The sequence below is a fragment of the Candidatus Acididesulfobacter guangdongensis genome (assembly GCA_004195045.1).
Lineage (GTDB): Bacteria > SZUA-79 > SZUA-79 > Acidulodesulfobacterales > Acidulodesulfobacteraceae > Acididesulfobacter > Acididesulfobacter guangdongensis.
In genome coordinates this window covers 212,830-230,367 of record SGBC01000004.1, presented here as the reverse complement: position 1 = coordinate 230,367, position 17,538 = coordinate 212,830, and the positions used below count along the sequence as shown (strand labels likewise).

At 30.8% G+C, this 17,538-nt stretch carries 13 protein-coding genes; 4 read left to right on the top strand and 9 right to left on the bottom strand.

Translation table 11 applies throughout. The annotated features are described in order from the left end of the window. Window positions 1–135: 135 nt before the first annotated feature. Window positions 136–681, bottom strand: coding sequence for a translesion error-prone DNA polymerase V autoproteolytic subunit (gene umuD / locus EVJ46_09620; protein RZD15768.1), 546 nt, complete (start codon window positions 679–681; stop codon window positions 136–138). A gap of 1,092 nt (window positions 682–1,773) precedes the next feature. On the opposite strand from umuD, the gene EVJ46_09615 reads away from it, so the two are divergent. Further along, window positions 1,774–2,193 carry a hypothetical protein gene (locus EVJ46_09615; protein RZD15767.1) on the top strand — a complete coding sequence of 140 codons (420 nt, stop codon included), beginning with the start codon at window positions 1,774–1,776 and terminating at the stop codon, window positions 2,191–2,193. A gap of 548 nt (window positions 2,194–2,741) precedes the next feature. Here the strand turns inward: EVJ46_09615 and EVJ46_09610 are convergent. Continuing rightward, window positions 2,742–3,008, bottom strand: coding sequence for a hypothetical protein (locus EVJ46_09610; protein RZD15766.1), 267 nt, complete (start codon window positions 3,006–3,008; stop codon window positions 2,742–2,744). A 169-nt stretch (window positions 3,009–3,177) separates the two neighbouring features. After that, the gene (locus tag EVJ46_09605) at window positions 3,178–5,544 is read right to left on the bottom strand and encodes an EAL domain-containing protein (GenBank protein RZD15765.1); all 2,367 of its coding nucleotides are present in this window, start codon (window positions 5,542–5,544) and stop codon (window positions 3,178–3,180) included. 280 nt (window positions 5,545–5,824) lie between these two features. Between EVJ46_09605 and EVJ46_09600 the strand changes: the two genes are divergently transcribed. After that, a complete protein-coding gene (locus EVJ46_09600; GenBank protein RZD15764.1) occupies window positions 5,825–6,061 on the top strand; it encodes a DUF2892 domain-containing protein in 237 nt (78 codons plus the stop codon). 13 nt (window positions 6,062–6,074) lie between these two features. On the opposite strand, the gene EVJ46_09595 is transcribed toward EVJ46_09600, so the two are convergent. From EVJ46_09595 to EVJ46_09585, 3 genes are all read right to left on the bottom strand, one after another. Next, the gene (locus EVJ46_09595; protein ID RZD15763.1) at window positions 6,075–7,493 is read right to left on the bottom strand and encodes an MFS transporter; all 1,419 of its coding nucleotides are present in this window, start codon (window positions 7,491–7,493) and stop codon (window positions 6,075–6,077) included. A gap of 327 nt (window positions 7,494–7,820) precedes the next feature. Then, a complete protein-coding gene (locus tag EVJ46_09590) occupies window positions 7,821–8,342 on the bottom strand; it encodes a hypothetical protein (protein ID RZD15762.1) in 522 nt (173 codons plus the stop codon). 200 nt (window positions 8,343–8,542) lie between these two features. Further along, window positions 8,543–9,550: a sulfite exporter TauE/SafE family protein gene (locus EVJ46_09585; protein ID RZD15761.1), complete on the bottom strand. Its 1,008-nt coding sequence runs from the start codon at window positions 9,548–9,550 to the stop codon at window positions 8,543–8,545. A gap of 947 nt (window positions 9,551–10,497) precedes the next feature. Between EVJ46_09585 and EVJ46_09580 the strand changes: the two genes are divergently transcribed. Next, window positions 10,498–12,006 carry a TolC family protein gene (locus tag EVJ46_09580; GenBank protein RZD15760.1) on the top strand — a complete coding sequence of 503 codons (1,509 nt, stop codon included), beginning with the start codon at window positions 10,498–10,500 and terminating at the stop codon, window positions 12,004–12,006. 162 nt (window positions 12,007–12,168) lie between these two features. Next, window positions 12,169–13,308, top strand: a complete 1,140-nt coding sequence (locus tag EVJ46_09575; protein RZD15759.1) for an HlyD family efflux transporter periplasmic adaptor subunit — start codon at window positions 12,169–12,171, stop codon at window positions 13,306–13,308. A gap of 93 nt (window positions 13,309–13,401) precedes the next feature. Here the strand turns inward: EVJ46_09575 and EVJ46_09570 are convergent, their stop codons facing one another. From EVJ46_09570 to EVJ46_09560, 3 genes are all read right to left on the bottom strand, one after another. Then, window positions 13,402–14,133, bottom strand: coding sequence for a DUF481 domain-containing protein (locus EVJ46_09570; protein ID RZD15758.1), 732 nt, complete (start codon window positions 14,131–14,133; stop codon window positions 13,402–13,404). Between the two features lie 144 nt (window positions 14,134–14,277). Further along, a complete protein-coding gene (locus tag EVJ46_09565) occupies window positions 14,278–15,345 on the bottom strand; it encodes an alcohol dehydrogenase (GenBank protein ID RZD15757.1) in 1,068 nt (355 codons plus the stop codon). A 206-nt stretch (window positions 15,346–15,551) separates the two neighbouring features. Further along, entirely contained in the window at window positions 15,552–16,379 is an 828-nt protein-coding gene (locus EVJ46_09560) for a hypothetical protein (GenBank protein RZD15756.1), read from the bottom strand. Between the last annotated feature and the right edge of the window lie 1,159 nt (window positions 16,380–17,538).

Genomic DNA, 17,538 nt, shown 5'->3' with positions numbered 1-17,538 from the left:
ATGTTTTTGCCGACCAAAAACTAAGTTTTTATTTATATAGCTGTATAGCATTATAACTATACATTATAATTATATTGTTATTGTTTTTTGAGGCAAAATTAATATATTTAATATTAAAAATCGGCTGCAAGTTTTTTATTTATATTGCCTTACGACCCCCGTTACCACTCCTGCTATAACAAGTTCGTTTTTAGGTTTTATCGGTTTATATCTGGGATTTGCCGGCAGAAGAATATAAGAGCCGTTTTCTTTAGAAAGATATTTCATAGTCCATGCGTTGTCCACCTGAGCTATAACAATGTCCCCTTCCGCCGCGGTTCCGGATTTATCCACTACTACGTAATCGCCCTGCATGATGCCGGCTTCCGTCATAGAATCCCCTGTTACTTTTAAAAGAAAAGAAGAAACCGGATTTTTAATTAATAATTTATCTATAGAAATCATATCTAAAAGCTCTTCTTCGGCGGGACTCGGAAAACCTGCCTCTATTCTTCCTAAAAGTTTTATGGAAAAGGCGGGAGAAGAAAAATAGGGAGAAGAAAGAAAACAGACAGGAGCAGAGGCAGGCTCTGAAATAAGAGCATCAGCAAAAGCAGAAGCCGTAGCAGAAGAATATACAGAGACATCGGCAGAAATAGCATCGGCAGGAGCAGGAACATTGGCAGATACATTGACAGACATACAAACAGAACCGCGCGGATTAGCAGAAAAAAAAGACGGAGAATAAAAATCAGAATTAAAAACAATGCGGCCTTTATCGTCTTTTACGACAAATCCTTCTTTCTGAAGATTATTTATGATTTTAAACACTGCGTTTTTGGATTTAAGAGAGAAAAGCGGCATCATTTCAGAATAAGAAGGCATTCTTTTGCGTTCATTGAAAAAGGTTAATAAAAGCCCCGCTCTGCGTTTAAGTTTTTCATCTGTTTTATTACTAATTTTATTATTATTAATGTGTTTATTTATATTTTTCATATTATTATTCTGATTATTGTGATTATCGACATCATTAATATCATTGCCGTTATTGCAATTAGCGTTGTTATTGTCGTTAATGGCATCGTTGAGTTGATATAAAATATAATTGATGTTGACATCAAAATTAAGATTGAGATTCTTGCCGTTATTGCCATTAGCATCATTATTGCCATTTTGATATTTTTTGCAATAGCGTTTGTGTTTATATCCGCAGCCGTGTTTATACTTGTAGTTGTATTTATAGTTTCAGCTATATTTATGCCTATAGTTGTATTTATAATTTCACCTGTATTTATATCTGTAGCTGTGTTTATAGTTTCAGCTGTATTTACTTTTGCAATAATAATAAAATATTATACAGTGAACGTTCGTTTACTGTCAAGCATAAAGATTATAAATAAAAGCCATCAATAAAAGCCATCCGATTTATTTTATCTCTCACTTCTTCCTGAATCTGCTGGGTAGCGATTTTTATTTTACGGCTATTTTAAAATAGAGATGAACATTATGAATAAATTTAACTATTTTATAATGACAATTTTTCAACGCAAATTTAAAATTAAATTAAACTTAGTTTTTTAATAAATGTGAACCGGAAAAGGTGTCTGATACCTTTTTCTCTGATACCATCTGCATTTGCACATATTTTTAATCTCAACGCAACGGAAATTTAATTTGTTTGCAACATTTGCGTCATAATATCTCAACAATCGTTATGATATTATATTTTTTACAGTTATATTTTCCATATTGAAAATATCAATTTGAATGTTATAATAAAAAGGAGCGATTATAATGGAAGAAATTAAAAAAAGCGAAGATTATATGAATATGAGTTTCTCGGTTTCCCCAGAGAAATATTTTGATAGCAGGTTCGACGGTCAGGAAAAACTCTTTACCGAAAAATTTAACGGACAAAGAGCGCAATTCGATGAACGGTTCAACAGCATCGAAGCAAAGTTCGACACGCTTTTTGATAGCCTTGCAGCAACAATTGATGATGTAGATAAAAGGCTTTCGTCTAAAATTGACGATGTAGATAAAAGGCTTTCGTCTAAAATTGACGATGTAGATAAAAGGCTTTCGTCTAAAATTGACGACCTAGATAAAGGGCTTTCGTCTAGAATTGATGATCTAGATAAAAGACTTTCGCTGGGATTTACTTTAATAATGGCAGTTCTTGCCGTTTTGGTGACACTGCACTTTTTAAAGTAAATACATTGGCTAATGATTAAAGAAAAAGGTGTTAGATTTATTTATTTCTCGCTCCCGCCTGCATTTGCCTGTGATATTATTTACAATGCTTTTAGCGGAAGTTCAATTTTAAAAAATCTATCTTAAGTTATATCGTGTATTTCGGTCGCATTGGACACCGATTTAGGTCGTAACTGTTACAGGCTAATCCTCTTTTTATTTTTATATAATATAGTTAATTTTAAGTCAATGAAAATGGTCTAATCCTCCCCATATTGTTGAAGTAAATTAAGACAATTTTTAGTTATAATCTACATTTCTGCAATATTTTAATCTTATCGTCGTCCGAAAATTTTCTTCTTAAATTTAATCCCATTTTTTACCCTCCGATTGACTCCTTTATAGATAGTGTCATTTTATTCCAGTCAATTGGGGGCTAATACACCAATAGCTGTCCCGCCTGATTCAAATTTTTTGTAATTTCTTTAATTTCTAATGTTGTTAGCATTTATATCCTTATTTTTTAAAATAAATATATTACTTATTTTTAATATGTTTTACAAATATTATTACTTATTTTCCCCGTTTTGATTTTGAATATTATTATTTCCGAATTTAAATAAGTTTTTATCTTTTGAATTTTTTATAACGACAAAATATATTAGACTTCCTATTAAATTAAATAAGACGACTATTAACAGCCATATAATTTTATTAGTTCCGTTCATTTCGGGCTGCTTGATAATATCGATAACAGCTACAATAATAACTACAGCTCCCGTAAGCCATAAAATGCCGAAACCGAAAAACATACTGAACATACCGGAATTAAACATAATAATTTACCTTAATATTATTAGAAACTATTTTAATTTTAACTTTTTTATTGCATACATACAAGACTGCAAAATATAAATTGTATTACTTATTGCAAATGAAATAAATGAAATTAAATTTTTGGAAATTGAGATACTAAAAACAACGGCAAAATATAAACTATATAACTTATTGCGAATGTTTACCGATTTTAAACGCTATTTCCATAATATAAATCTTAATTTTTTCCTGTATTTTCTCTATCTCGTTCAATAAATCCTGCGCTTTTTCATATTCGCCGTCAATGCAGAGCCGCATCGTTTTGTAGGCGATGTCGTGAAGTTTTATATGCTCATGTTCTATTTTCTTATAAGATTCTAAATATTTATATTTAAGTCCATAGCCGTAATACCATAAGCCGAGACCGCACAATTTATAATTTTTGATTTTTTCTCCTTCTATCGATACCTCTTCGCCTCTGCAGAGTTTTCTGATTTTTTTAACCCATTCGCTGTGCTCGGCATATGCCAGCGCTAATGAAAAATCGGCGATGTCAAGCCTTATAGACAGCCATTTTTTAAAATCTTCTTCAAGCCTGAAATTATTCGCCCATTCTATAACTTTTTCAGCCGGAATAGGACGTCCCGTATAATAGCCTTGAATATATCCGCAGCCGAGCATATTTAATACTATACACTGTTCCTTTGTTTCTGCTCCTTCGGCTATAACTTTTTTGTTGAATATTTCGGAAAGGCTTATTATGCTCTGCACCATAAGCATATCGTCTTTACTCTCAAGCATATTTCTGACAAAAGCCATATCTATTTTTACAAGTTCAAAAGGAAGTTCTTTAAAATAAATAAGCGATGAATAACCGCTTCCGAAATCATCCATTGCAAATGTGACGCCTATATCTTTACATTCCTTCATAATTTCTTTTGTATAAATCAAATCCGTAAGAAGAGCCGTTTCCGTTATTTCTAATTGAAGAAGACCTGCGGGAACGCTCGGGCATCTGTTCAGCGCATTTTTAAGTTTTTTAAGAAAATCCGGTTTTTGAAGCTGACGGGCTGAAACATTTACCGATATCATCCATTCTTTGCCATTTCCAACCCACATTTCAAGCTGCTTAATGGCGGCTTGCATAACGTAATCCCCGATATCTACTATGAGGTCGCTTTTTTCTGCGACAGGTATGAATTCGGCAGGCGATATAATATTGCCGTCTTTATCTATGCGTCTTATAAGAGCTTCGTAACCCGTGATAATTTCTGCCGCAATATTAACCTTGGGCTGATAATACAGAATAAATTCTTTTGACGCAAGAGCGTCTTTTATAATTTTGGTTTCTTTATAATAAGCGATAATGCCTGTTTCTTCGCTCGTATCAAAAAAATTAATTGTATTTTTACCCATAGATTTAGATTTATATAAAGCCTGATTAGCCATTCTTATCAGGGTATCCGGTTCTAAACGCAAATTATCCGCGCAGCCGGAGCATACGGACACGCCGGCGCTTATCGTAAACCGTACAAGGTTGTCTTGAGCGTATAGCGGCGCTGAAAGCTCTTTTTGAAGTTCCGCAATGCTAAATCTTAATATATCAATATCGGATTCTTTTTCAATAAGAAAAACAACGCCGAATTCATCGGCGCCTAATCTGGACGGACAACAAGGGATAAAAGGCGCGGGAATTATAATTTCTTTAGACGATTGTTCGCCGGCATGCTCCTTAAAGCGTTCATTATTGGACTTTACAAATAATAAAAGTTTTTTTGATATTGCAAATAATATATCGTCGCCTGTCTGCCTGCCGTACTTTTCGTTAATAATCTGAAGATTGTCGACATCTAAAACGGCTATGCACAGGGACTTTTTAGATTTAGCGGCTTTAGTTTGCAGCTGTTTAATGTTATGCTCAAAAAGTTCAAAATTTGGAAGTTTTGTTAAAGTGTCGTGCAAAGCCGCATATTTTATTTCTTTCAATGCGCGTTTTTTGTACAAGTCGAATTTAATTCTTTCTTTATGAAGCTCAAATTTATTAAGAGCAGTTTCTATAAGTTTTACCACTCTTTGAATAAGCCCAATGGTTTCAGGAGTAAACAGACCTGTTCTGTCTGAAACAACTGCAAGCACGGCATTGAGCTTTTCATCTTTATATATAGGAAACGTTGCCGCAGATTTCCAGTTAAATTTCTTCAAAAATTCTAAATGCGGTTTAAAAAAAGGGTCATTTAAGCGCTCATTGCTAAAATGAACTTTGCCGTCTTTCCACGTGCTTGCCGCAAGAGTCTGTTTTTCAGAGGTATTTGAAATATCTATTTTAATAAATTTGAGCGCTTCGCTGCCTGGTCCGTATGCCGCGAAATATTTGAACACTTTATCTTTTCCTGGAGCGCCTATCCAGACGGAAGTAAATAATCCGCAGCCGACTATCGCCTTTGCGGCATCGGAAAACAGTTCTTTCTCATCTTTGCAGAAATATATAGCTTCCGCAGAATCGGCAAGAATTTTATAAAAAGACTTTAATACATCTTTTGCATTTTCGCTCTGCATGGCTTTATCGGCTGTAAGGGTTGTATAGACTGTATCATATTATTTTATTGCCAAATATATAATATATATTCTTACATAACATTATATATTATACACTGTGAATTGTCGAAGTAAATTTTTTATAAAATTAAAGCTAAAATTAAAGATATTGATTTTTAAAAAATATATGATAGAATAGAATATTATATAATATGCATATATAAATATATATATTATGCTTTATTATGATTATGCAATATTTTAAATTAAGCAAAAACTTTAACTTTAAGAGGATGTTTTAATGAAAACAAATGAAAGTTCTACAGACAGGATAATAAGAATAATTATAGGCTTGATATTGTTAGCCTTAGGTATGTATGAAATAGGTTCATCAATGGTTTTCGGGATTGTACTAATTATAATAGGTGTAATAGCTCTTATTACCGGAATTACCGGCTTTTGCGGGTTATATTCTATTTTGGGTATCTCAACTTGTAAAAATTGCAATACAAGTGAGCATAAAGCAACAAAAAATTAGAATATTTAGAATATTATTGCGTGTTCATACTGATTTTTTGACTGCCGTGTCCCATTTTATCAGCGGAAGATGCCGTCTTTGAAATAGAAAGAGAGGAATGCGCAGACAACAACCCGCGTCCGCTAAGCAATGCAATCACTATACCGGCGGCACCCATTATAGGCAAAGTAGGGTATCCAATCCGCTGTATTAGGGGTCCTGAAAGAAAAGTACCTATCACTGTGGCTATCGCTCCAGCCGCATTATACAGACCCATTGCCGCTCCTTCGCTGAAAGGCGCTAAATCAGCCGTCAATATAGTGCTGGAAATACTAAGCAGAGGCCATGCCAATATAATCATAACAAAGCCCATTAAACCGGGTATAATAGGCGGTACAGGCATAAACAATCCAAAAGCCAAAAGCGCAAATCCCAGCAAACGGGTCAATAACGACCACCGATAAACATGTTCTGCGCCGACACGGCTGGAAAGCTGCCCGCCTAAAGCGTAAAGAGCAAGAGCGGCGGCGGCTGTCAATCCGTACACACTGGAGGTCAAAACTGGAGCAACATCATAAGCTTTCTGCATAGCTACCGGAAAATAGGCAAAAAAAGCGGCTACTGCAAACGCGGCGGCAAACCATGATAAGAGAAAGCGACCAAAAGCAGTTCTTAAAGACTTTTTCATCTGTCGGAATCCGCCAAATGAAAGATGATGTGAAAATCTTATTAAATCGCCGCCGAGAAGTTCCGCATGACTAAACTGCGCCATAAAATGCCAATCCAAATCTCGCCGCATTTTCTGACCGATCTCATTACGCAAATCATGATGCTGAGCTTTTACCGGCAGCCCTTTAGCACCAATCCACAATGCAGGAAGTAAAATGAACGCTGAGCAGAGCATGCCAAGCTTAAAATTTACAACAAAAATACCGGCAAGAAATAGACCTGCCACTTGACCTGCGCCATTGAAAGTCTGAAGCCAGCCGAGCCGCTGTTCCCACTCCGTCTTAGGAGTAAATTCTACCACAAAAAGCGTTGCCACCGTTGCTACTGCAGAAGTACCAGCGCCGGCAAGAAAAATCAACAGACACCAGATTAGTAAACCGCGCAAAAACGGCAGCGCTGCCAAAGTTCCGATAAGAACAATAAATCCGCCAAAAAAAAGCAGCCGGTGCAAATGCTTCTTATCTGCCAAACCGCCCCAGAGCGGCGAAGTAAGAAGTCCGAGATTAAAGGCGCCCATAACATAAGCCACCCAGCTTAGATGATGACTTAAGGCAACAATCATAAGAGGGGTCAAGATAGGAATAAGCCCGGAACTTACGGCACCTTGCAGAGCATAGGCAAAAAACCATATAGAAATCCAACGCCGCGGTGCGCTTAAAATACTTATAAAACGCTTAAGAGATTGTTCAGTTAAGCGTGTTTTTAGATATGGCTTCGATTCCATAATTATACTATTATATAACGTAACTAGAATTCTTACAAATTAACTCATCTTATCGGAGTTTTACATTATCGGCTTTGTTATATTATTATATTATATTATATTTATATTATATGAGGTATAAATAGAATTTTTGCAAACTGACCGTCTACGATTTATTGGATAGAGGGTCAGCGCAAATATGCTAACAATATAACTTTTATCAATCATTTAACATCGCTATATATGATAGAGGGGCAACGCAAATATGCTAATAATATAACCTATCATGTCTATTATAAAATCTATTATACGGTTTATTACAGTCCGACTATTTTTATAATTTTATAATCACGGTTTTATAAAAGCATAACCCTGGTCTTCTTTTTTGACAATATATGCTATTATCCCCGGATACGAAATTTTTACAAAAGGAAATAGCATATTCGGAGTAATATGAGAATCTTTCATAGATTCATGGCATACAACCATTTTAATGCCTTCATTATGAAGTTTTTCTACAATTTTGCCATATTTTTTATCATCTTTTACAACAAAAGCCTTGAGACCCGGACCGTAGGCTACAATAATAATACTGTACTTTATATGATTTTCGGCAAAAACATGCCCTGCCAGTGCCAGACTTTTTAAAGCAATCGGCCATCTTTTTGAGTTTTGGGTCAACTGTTCAACAAATTTTATCGGTCTGTGTTTAAAAAAAGTTAAAGGATACACAGTTCTGCTTTTTACCGGCGCAATCTGTTTAGTTGCCGCTTTTGCATCCGCATTATGTAAATTAAAGCTAAGGGCAATTATGAACAGAAAAATTATTAAAAAAGTAAACGCATAAGCCGTCTTGAATTTTTTTTGCATTTTATCTCCATATATTATTATGATATTTTTTCTTCTAATGCATCATTGATTAATATTAATATTATGGATTAATATCAATACTATAATTTATTATAGTATTGATATTTTATCATTTTATTATTATACTATTATTTCAATGTTCTAGTATTATTGCCATGTTATCATTTTATTCATTATTTCAATACTATAGTGTTATTTTATCATTTAAAATATGATATAACAAACATTAAAAATCCCAGCACAATAATTATCCAACCCTGATATAATCGCAGGGTTCTTGATTTAAACAATTTAGATATGGCGGCTCCAAGCTGAGAACCTATGACTGCGCCAACCATTAGAGGAATTAAATATACTATCGTCTTAAAAGAAAGCTTCATATATGCTAAATGTATAAATCCGCCTGCAATAGATGAAAAAATCATAGCCAACACTATAGTAGAAAAGGCAATTCTGGGCGGAATCTGTTCGACTGCGGTTAAGAAAGTTCCGGTAATACCTCCGATGCCTATACCTATAAAACCGGAAATAAACCCTGCCAGTATGGAAAATAAATTTATTGCAATCGGCTTTTTAATATAATAATCATATCTATTGCCTGTCCTGTCTATTCTTTTTCTTTTTATATTAGAACTTATGTGTTTAAAATAAATAATCATAGACTGCAATCTTAAATCTATATTATTACTCGTACCGCTTAAAGTTTCGATGTTTTCGTCATTATTTACCGTTCCGTTATGCATCCGTGGGTTAATATCTGAAGTATCCGTTTCTTCATTACTATTATTATAATTATTATGATTATGTGAGCTGTGTATATTTCTTTTGGTTTGCATCCTTGTTGCAATTAATGAAAATATACCTATAATAATAATTATAAAAGAAAAAATTCCTTTAAATTCGTCCGTATTTATATATTTGCTTAAGATTGAACCCGCGATTGCTGCAGGCACGGCAAAAAGAACTATCATAAGAAAAAGTTTAAAATCTATTATTTTTTCCTTAATAAATTTAAGCGACCCGCCGGATGTGCTTGCTACTATCGTAAAAAGACTTAACCCGCTCGCTTCTAAAGGCGGCATATGCATATAAAACAAAAAAAACGGGACAAGAAGTATCCCTCCTCCAATTCCTATGATATTGCCGATAATACCCACAGAAATTGACGTAATAAATAATACTATAATAATAAATATAATATTTGGCATTAATTAAATAAAGCTCATATTGATATTGCAGTCTATAATATACGATGCGGACCGTTTATCGTATCTCGCAGAAAAATTTCTTTTTCCAGTTTCATAAACACATCTGAAGTTTTATCTCTAATATTTTTACTTTTCCGCAATTTTTATAAAAACTTTAGTATGATTCTGAAAATTTTTGGCACGACAATTTTTCCGCCACAATAATAATGTTAGACAGGGTTTTTGATTTATATTTATTTATCTCTTTTATAACTTAAGACCCCTTTCTTAAGATAGGAGATAAAAAGTTATTTAATTTTAATCATCTTTAATCCTTACTAATCTTAATTCATCTCGCTATTATAAAATAAAATAAACATTAGTACAAGAAAAACAGTTAACGATAGAAAAACAAGCGATTAGCGTTTATCTAAATAATTATAAGTTTACGAGCTTGCTTAGCTAATATTTTAGATTAACCGAAAATTGCTTAGCAGCTATTTATATTATCTTATTTAAATTTATCTTAATTTATCTTATTTTATTTAACTTATCTTAATTTATTTTATCTTAATTTAAGTTATCTTATCGCGATATATAATAAATTATAAATTATCTCTTTATTTTATTAATTATTTAGCTAATTTCTGACAGTAGCCTAAAAAATAGGCAATATGACTAAGTCATTAATGTTTTTTATAATTTTTTTTTTCTTTATTGAGTTTGCGGAAAAATATTAACAGCGGTTGTAAAATTCTTTGAAAAAATTTTTCAAATTCATCCATATGCTCATTATTTAAAGTGCAATATTTGATTTACGTTTAATACAAAAGCTGGTATTTTTGATATTCTTAGTTATAAGTTATGCTGATTTTAACTATTCCTCACTGATTGTTTTACGTGCAATATTTGATTTACGTTTAATACTCTGTTATTATATAAAAAGTATATTGTGTAATGAATGTTGAATGTTGTCTGATGTTTTTATGGATATGATTATTAAAAAATATAATTTTATACAACCTGTCATACTTTTTCTCTCTATTCTTGCAATCAATCTGCTATTCATTGCATTTTATTCTGTAAATTCTAATGCTGCTGCTGATGCTGCTTTTAACTTAAATCATAATTCTAATCATAATGCTAATGTTAATAACAATACTAATATTAATATTGCTAATAATACTTTATTAAAAAGAAAAGTTGATTCAGCCATTAAAAAATTAAAGAAAGTTATAAAAAACGGTAAAAATAAAACTGCCGACACGATAACATTAAAAAAACTAATAGAATTTTCGCTGAAAAATCCAAAAATTGATTCCGCGTTAAATAAAATTAAAGGATACAGGCAAAACATCAAAATTGATGAAAGCTTACCTGACCCGGTACTGGGCTTTACATTTAATAATGCAAACGGATTTAATAATCCTGAAATAGGCACAATTTTAGGCAGCAATTATACATATTCTTTAAATCAGGAAATTCCTTTTCCTACAAAATTGTTTTTAAAAAGCGGCATTGCTAAAATGCATTACAAATCTTTAAATGATGATTTTATAGGAATTTCTTTACTCACTATATTAAATACTAAATATCTGTATTACGATTTGGCTCTTACCGATAGCGACATAGCAATTATCAAATATGATTATTCGCTCTTAAGAATGATCAAAAAAATTGTTGAAGAAAGCTATGTCGTTAAGAAAACAAATGCTACCGGTCCGGTAAGGCTGATGCTTGAGATGATAGATATGAAATCTGATTTAATAGCGCTTAAAGCGAGAAGAAAAAAGTTCCTATTATTACTTTCCCTCATAACAGATAAAAAATTTAATTATATAAAAAATAATTTGCATCCGCTATTTCCGGTTCATATTTTGTATTCAAAACTTAATTACAAAAAAATTTTAATTAAAGCATATCATTATAATCCATATATAAAATCGGCAAGGTATCTGTATAAACGGTCAAAACTTTCATTGAATCTCGCCGAACAGGGTTTTTATCCTAATATTTTTATTTCGTTAAGTTACGGATACAGATATTTTTATCCTCCTGCACTAGCCGCCGGCATAGGTTTATCTCTGCCTATATATTTTACGCAAAAACAGATACCTGATATTAAAAAATCAAAAAAATATTTGTTATCTTCCATTTATAAAAGAAATTGGACTTTTTTAAAAATAAAATCCGATATAAAAAATTCTTTAAATTCTATAAATAAATATTATAAATTATATATAGCAAATAAAAAATTATATTTACCAGAGTCTATATTTTTGCTTGATTTATACACTAATAGTTTTGAAGTCCGCCATTCGTCAAGTTTTGCAATGGTAGACGCATTTAAAAAAGTGGTTAAATCTGAATTAAACGTGTATAGATATAAAACTGATTATTTAAAAAAAATGGCTTTTCTAAAAACTGTAATAGGAAAACTTTCTTTAACTTATAAAAAAATTGTCTATAAAAAATAAAATATTAAATATTTATAATATTTATAAAAATGAATTTAATTTATACATACAATTTTAAATTAAATAAACAATAATCCAAAAATATAAACACTTTAATATAAATTCTTTTTTAAAATAAATATATAATTCTATTTTATAAATTTTATAAACTCTATTTTTAAAATGAATATACTTTCTAAATTAAATAAACCAAAATATATAATTCTGTTTTTAATAGGAATTATTGCCGTCATTGTTGTTATTAATATTTTATTTATTTTTTCTAATAGGCATCATATAGTTAGAAAAAAAATTATTAATAATATAGAAATGGCAAAAGGGTATGTTATTATAAACAGGCATGAAAGAAAATTATATAAAATTAAAACTATATCTCCAAAAGAAATTGACATTTCCAGAAAATTATCATTAGCCGGAAAACTCACCTATGCCGCTTCCTTGGTAAAAAATATTTCACTTAAATACAGCGGTTATATCGAAAAAATATATGCCGACAGACCCGGAGAGGAAATAAGAGCGTTTCAACCTATTTTAGAGGTTTATTCGCCTACTGTTTTAGATGCCGAAAATGATTTTATTTTAGCCTATGAAAATTATTTAAAAATAGATAACACGGAATTTAAAATAGGTCACTTTGATTACAGCAAAAAGATTGCCAAGAGTTTCTATAACGCCGCCAGAACGAGACTTGTTCTGATGGGGATATCTTCAAGGCAGATTAATCTGCTTAAAAATAATCTGGCTGCCAAAACTGACATAATAATAAAATCTCCTGCGGGAGGAGTTCTTATTAAAAAATTTATTAATTCCGGAAGCCATTTCAGTGTTGGACAGAAACTTTTAACGATTGCAAATTTAAACACGTTATGGATGACTATAGAAATACCGGAAAAATTCACGGCATATATTCATAGGAACAGGTCGGTCAGTGCCCATTTTGACGATATTCATGCAGAACATAAAGGATTTATTTTATCAATGTACCCATTTATATCCGCCAAAAAAGATACGACTAAAATAATAATTGCATTTAACAATAATAAAAGATTTTTAAAACCGAATATGTACGGCAGAATAACTATTAAGACGCCGCAGGTTAAAATGCTTTCAGTGCCTGCTAAAAGCATTTTTAAGATAGATAAAACGGCTTATGTTTTAATTAACGGAGGTAATGGCTATTTTATACCGCAAAAAATTATCGTAGGTAAAAAGTATCATAATTTTTACCCTATCATTAAAGGATTAAAAAAAGGCGAAAAATTTATAAATTCGTTAAAATTCCTTACACGTTTTAACAGTTAAAAAAGATTAAAATAAATTAAAAATAATTAAAAATAATTAAAGAAGTTGAAAAATTAAAAAAGATTCAAAAAGAGAGGATTCCGCAGTTTATTTCTAAAATTTTACTTTAATATTTGCGCTTGAAATAGTGTTAAATGCTTTAAATCCATAGGGGACTATAGTTTGATAATTGATTTCGTACTCTAACACGAGGTATAGATTTCTTTCTATTTTAGTTGATAATTCGCTGAAAGAAGTGTAAGAATTTCCGCCTGTATTCGCCAGATACGCAGTTAAATCTTCCTTAAACTTTAAATTTTTATTTATTTTATAACAATATTTAGCGTCAAACATCGATGAAATACTTCCATAGTATTGCCCTTCTATTATTTTTTCCTGCCTCAGTCCAGGACCAAATTCTAAAAAAAGATTTGAATTATCTGATATTTTATATTTAACTCCGGCGCCTATATTTTCATTAATTACATATTCAAAACCGGTAGATATATTTCTGTCATACCTTTCCTTTCCAAAAAAATACAGCCAATTATTAAATTTATATTTTGAATATTCCTGTAAAACTAATCTTAAATAGCTCAGTTCGCTGTATGCTTCTATATAGGTATAATTAAACCTGAATTCATGCCGCCACTTAGATTTTCTGTTAATATATTTTATATAGTTTCTGGTATTTAAACTTATAGACGGAATTGTCCCCGTAGTATTTGACAGACCCAGACTCAGTCCTATTTTAATGTTTTTAGTTAATTTAAGAGCGAAAACATTTTTAACAGGCATTAAATTAAATACAAACAAGACTGCCGTAAATATTGTAAAAATACGCACATATTTATTGCACAGGCATAAATATTTAATTTTTAAGTTTATTTTTCTTAATAAATGTAATAAATGTGTCTGATTTATTTTATTTCCGCTCCCTATAGCGTTTTCAGAATTTTATAATTAACTTCAATAATTAAAATTAAATAATTAGGATATTTTCAAAACTTTTGAGCCGTTTATTTTTCTATTTTTAATATCAAGAATGGCTTTGTTGGCATCAGGCAGACTGTATATTTCAATTTGCGGTTTAATATTAAATTTATATGCTATTTCAATAACTTCTTTTATGTCGTTAAAAGTGACGTTTGCAACAGACTTAATTTCTTTCTCCATCCACAAATCTCTTGCGTAGTCAATATTTTTTAAATATTCTATATCATAATTTTCTTTTCTTATATTATTTATTACAAGCCTTCCCGCGGGGGCAAGATGTCTTAAAATATCGGTTATAGGCTTCCATACGGGCGTGGTATCGATAATAGCGTTTATTTTTTCAGGCGGAGTATCCGCCGTATCTCCCGTCCAGAACGCTCCTAATTTTTTTGCGAGATTCCTTTCATTTAAAGAACGCGCAAATACAAAAAGTTTTGAATCGGGATATAATGCCGTAGCAATTTGAAGCACTAAATGGTTTGACGCGCCAAAACCGAGAAAACCTAAATTAAATCCGTTTGTTATTCCGGTCAGTTTTAACGACCTGTATCCTACTGCTCCGGCACACAACAAAGGAGAGGCTTCTTCATCGCTAAAACTGTCGGGAATAAGAGCTGCGTAATTTTCTTTTACTTTTGTGTATTCAGCATAACCGCCGTTTACATCTTTGCCAGTAGCGATAAAATCTGCGCACAAGTTTTCAAGTCCGTTTTTACAGTACCAGCATTTTCCGCAAGCGGAATTTATCCAGCCCACGCCCACCCTGTCGCCTTCTTTAAGCTTTTTAACATTATTTCCGGTTTTAATAATTTTCCCGACTATCTGATGACCAGGGATAACAGGCAGGTTCATAGGAGTAATTCTTCCTTCTATTTCATCCAGTTCCGTATGGCATACGGCGCATGCACCTATTTTTATAAGGACTTCATCGTCTTTTATGTCGGGTATTTCGGCATCATAATAATCCAGAGGCAAATTAAAATTTCTGACCTTAGAATTATAATCGAAATTTAAAATTATTTCTTTTAAATCCGTAAATTTTTTAATTATTAATGATTTCATAATAAATGTATTATATCACTTTTCTCATATTTTTGGTAGTTAGCGGCTGTTCCAAAAATTGCCGATAGAAATTATCTGCCTCTATCCCCAGTCTATCCACTGTTTATTTTGTAGCAATTTTTTTAGTCCTGAGGAGTTTTTTGGTTTTTGGTTAATGTTTTATCTGCAAATTTAAGCTGATTTTAAATCGTTTAGATTAGTTTAGATTAGATTAGATGATTTAATTCTTCAAGCGGACAGCCGCTGCACATGGGAGTTTTTTTACAGAACATTTTGCCGGTCATTACTATTAGCGCATGATATTCATTGTATATTTTCGCAATTGCTTCACCGTTTATTTTATTATTTATTTTATTACCGTTATACTCATCAAATATATTGCCTATATCGTCGATATGAAATATCTTGTATATCTTATTTATATTGTCTATATCGTCGGTATTATCTGCATTATTTATATTGTTTATATTGTCTGTAAAATATTTTTGCAGATTTTTATATTTTTCTTTTAACGCGCCTTCGATTATGTGATGTCTTTCAAGCAGCCTTCTGGTATAAGCATCTATGACAAATACCGGTTTTTTTAATGCGTACAGCATTATGCTGTCAGCAGTTTCTTCTCCTATGCCGGATATATTAAGAAGTTTTTCCCGCATTACGGCAGTATTTTCTTTTTTCATTAATTCAATAGAAAAATTATATCCCTTTTTTGCAAAATTTATAAATTCTTTAATTTTAAGAGCCTTCTGGTTGTAATAGCCCGAAGGTCTGATGTATTCTTTCAATAAATCTAACTCTATTGCATCCATAGCTTCAAAAGATAACAGATTGCGGATTTTAAGATTATAAATCGCTTTTTCTACATTTGTCCATGCAGTGTTCTGCGTCAATATAGCGCCTATAATTACCTCAAAATCAGATTCTGCCGGCCACCAGTTCATTTTACCGAATCTGTTACGCAGCAGATTATAAATTATTTTTAAAACACTGCCGTCGTCATTGCCTTTCTTCGGATACTCTTCGTCATGCTCCATATTTTTTATAATTTTAAATCTTATTGATATTTATTTTATATTATATTAGAATTTTTTTATCGGTTAGTTAATATTTAATACAATAATAGTTTAATATTTCATATAATAATTATATAGTATTTAATATAAGTCGTATTCAGCAAAATTAATGTTTATATAATTTTTATACACTAATTTTTAAAAATAGTCAAAATTTGCAATATATTTTCAAAAAAAACAATAAATAAAAAAACAATAATGAAATTTTACGATTTATAATAAAATTAAAAAATACGCTTTCAAATTATTTTAATGGTAAATAATAAATAAAACCGCTAAAATAATTGTCGTTATGACAATAATATTTACATAGTTAATTGTCATTATGACAATTTTAAATTAATTTATTATAAATAAATAATGAAATTAATTTATAGCGGTTTGACATGCAGAAAATAAGTTAAATATATATACATGAATAACTGTTTGATTATATTAAACTTTTTGTCAATTTATTAATAATATTTTTTATTAAAAGATATTTAAATATATTTTATTTATTATTGGCATAAAAAATGCATATATAATATTGAATCGAAAAATATTCAACTTAATTTAACAACTGTAAGCTTTTCATCACTCCTCCTAAAGGTGATCCGGTCTCGAAAGGGACCGGATTTTTTTATTTATTTTTAATACATGTAATATAAACCCAAATGCATTAATTATTATTAATTATTACCGGTTTGAAATGGATAGAGTTTTTTTATTTATTTCCAATATTTATTTTTAAATTAAATATATTTTTGAATAATTAATTTTATAAACGAGCAATAATAAATTAAGACAAGGTTTTCAAAATAGTTTTCAAAATAAAAAAATATCTTAACTATAATCTAATAATATTTAACAATATGATGATATTGAGATGATATTAATATGATATGCAAATGATATTTATGTGTTTGACAAGCAACAATTTTTGTGTTAGCCTAAAAACATGGCATATAACAAGTTCAAATATTAATTATTATTAATAATCTTATAAAGTTAATAATATTATTTAATATATAATTATAATATATATAAAATAAATATATATATAATATAATGGTTAATTTTAATTGAGCTTAAATAACATCTGATTTTACCTGCTGATTATTTATTCTTGCAATTTAAA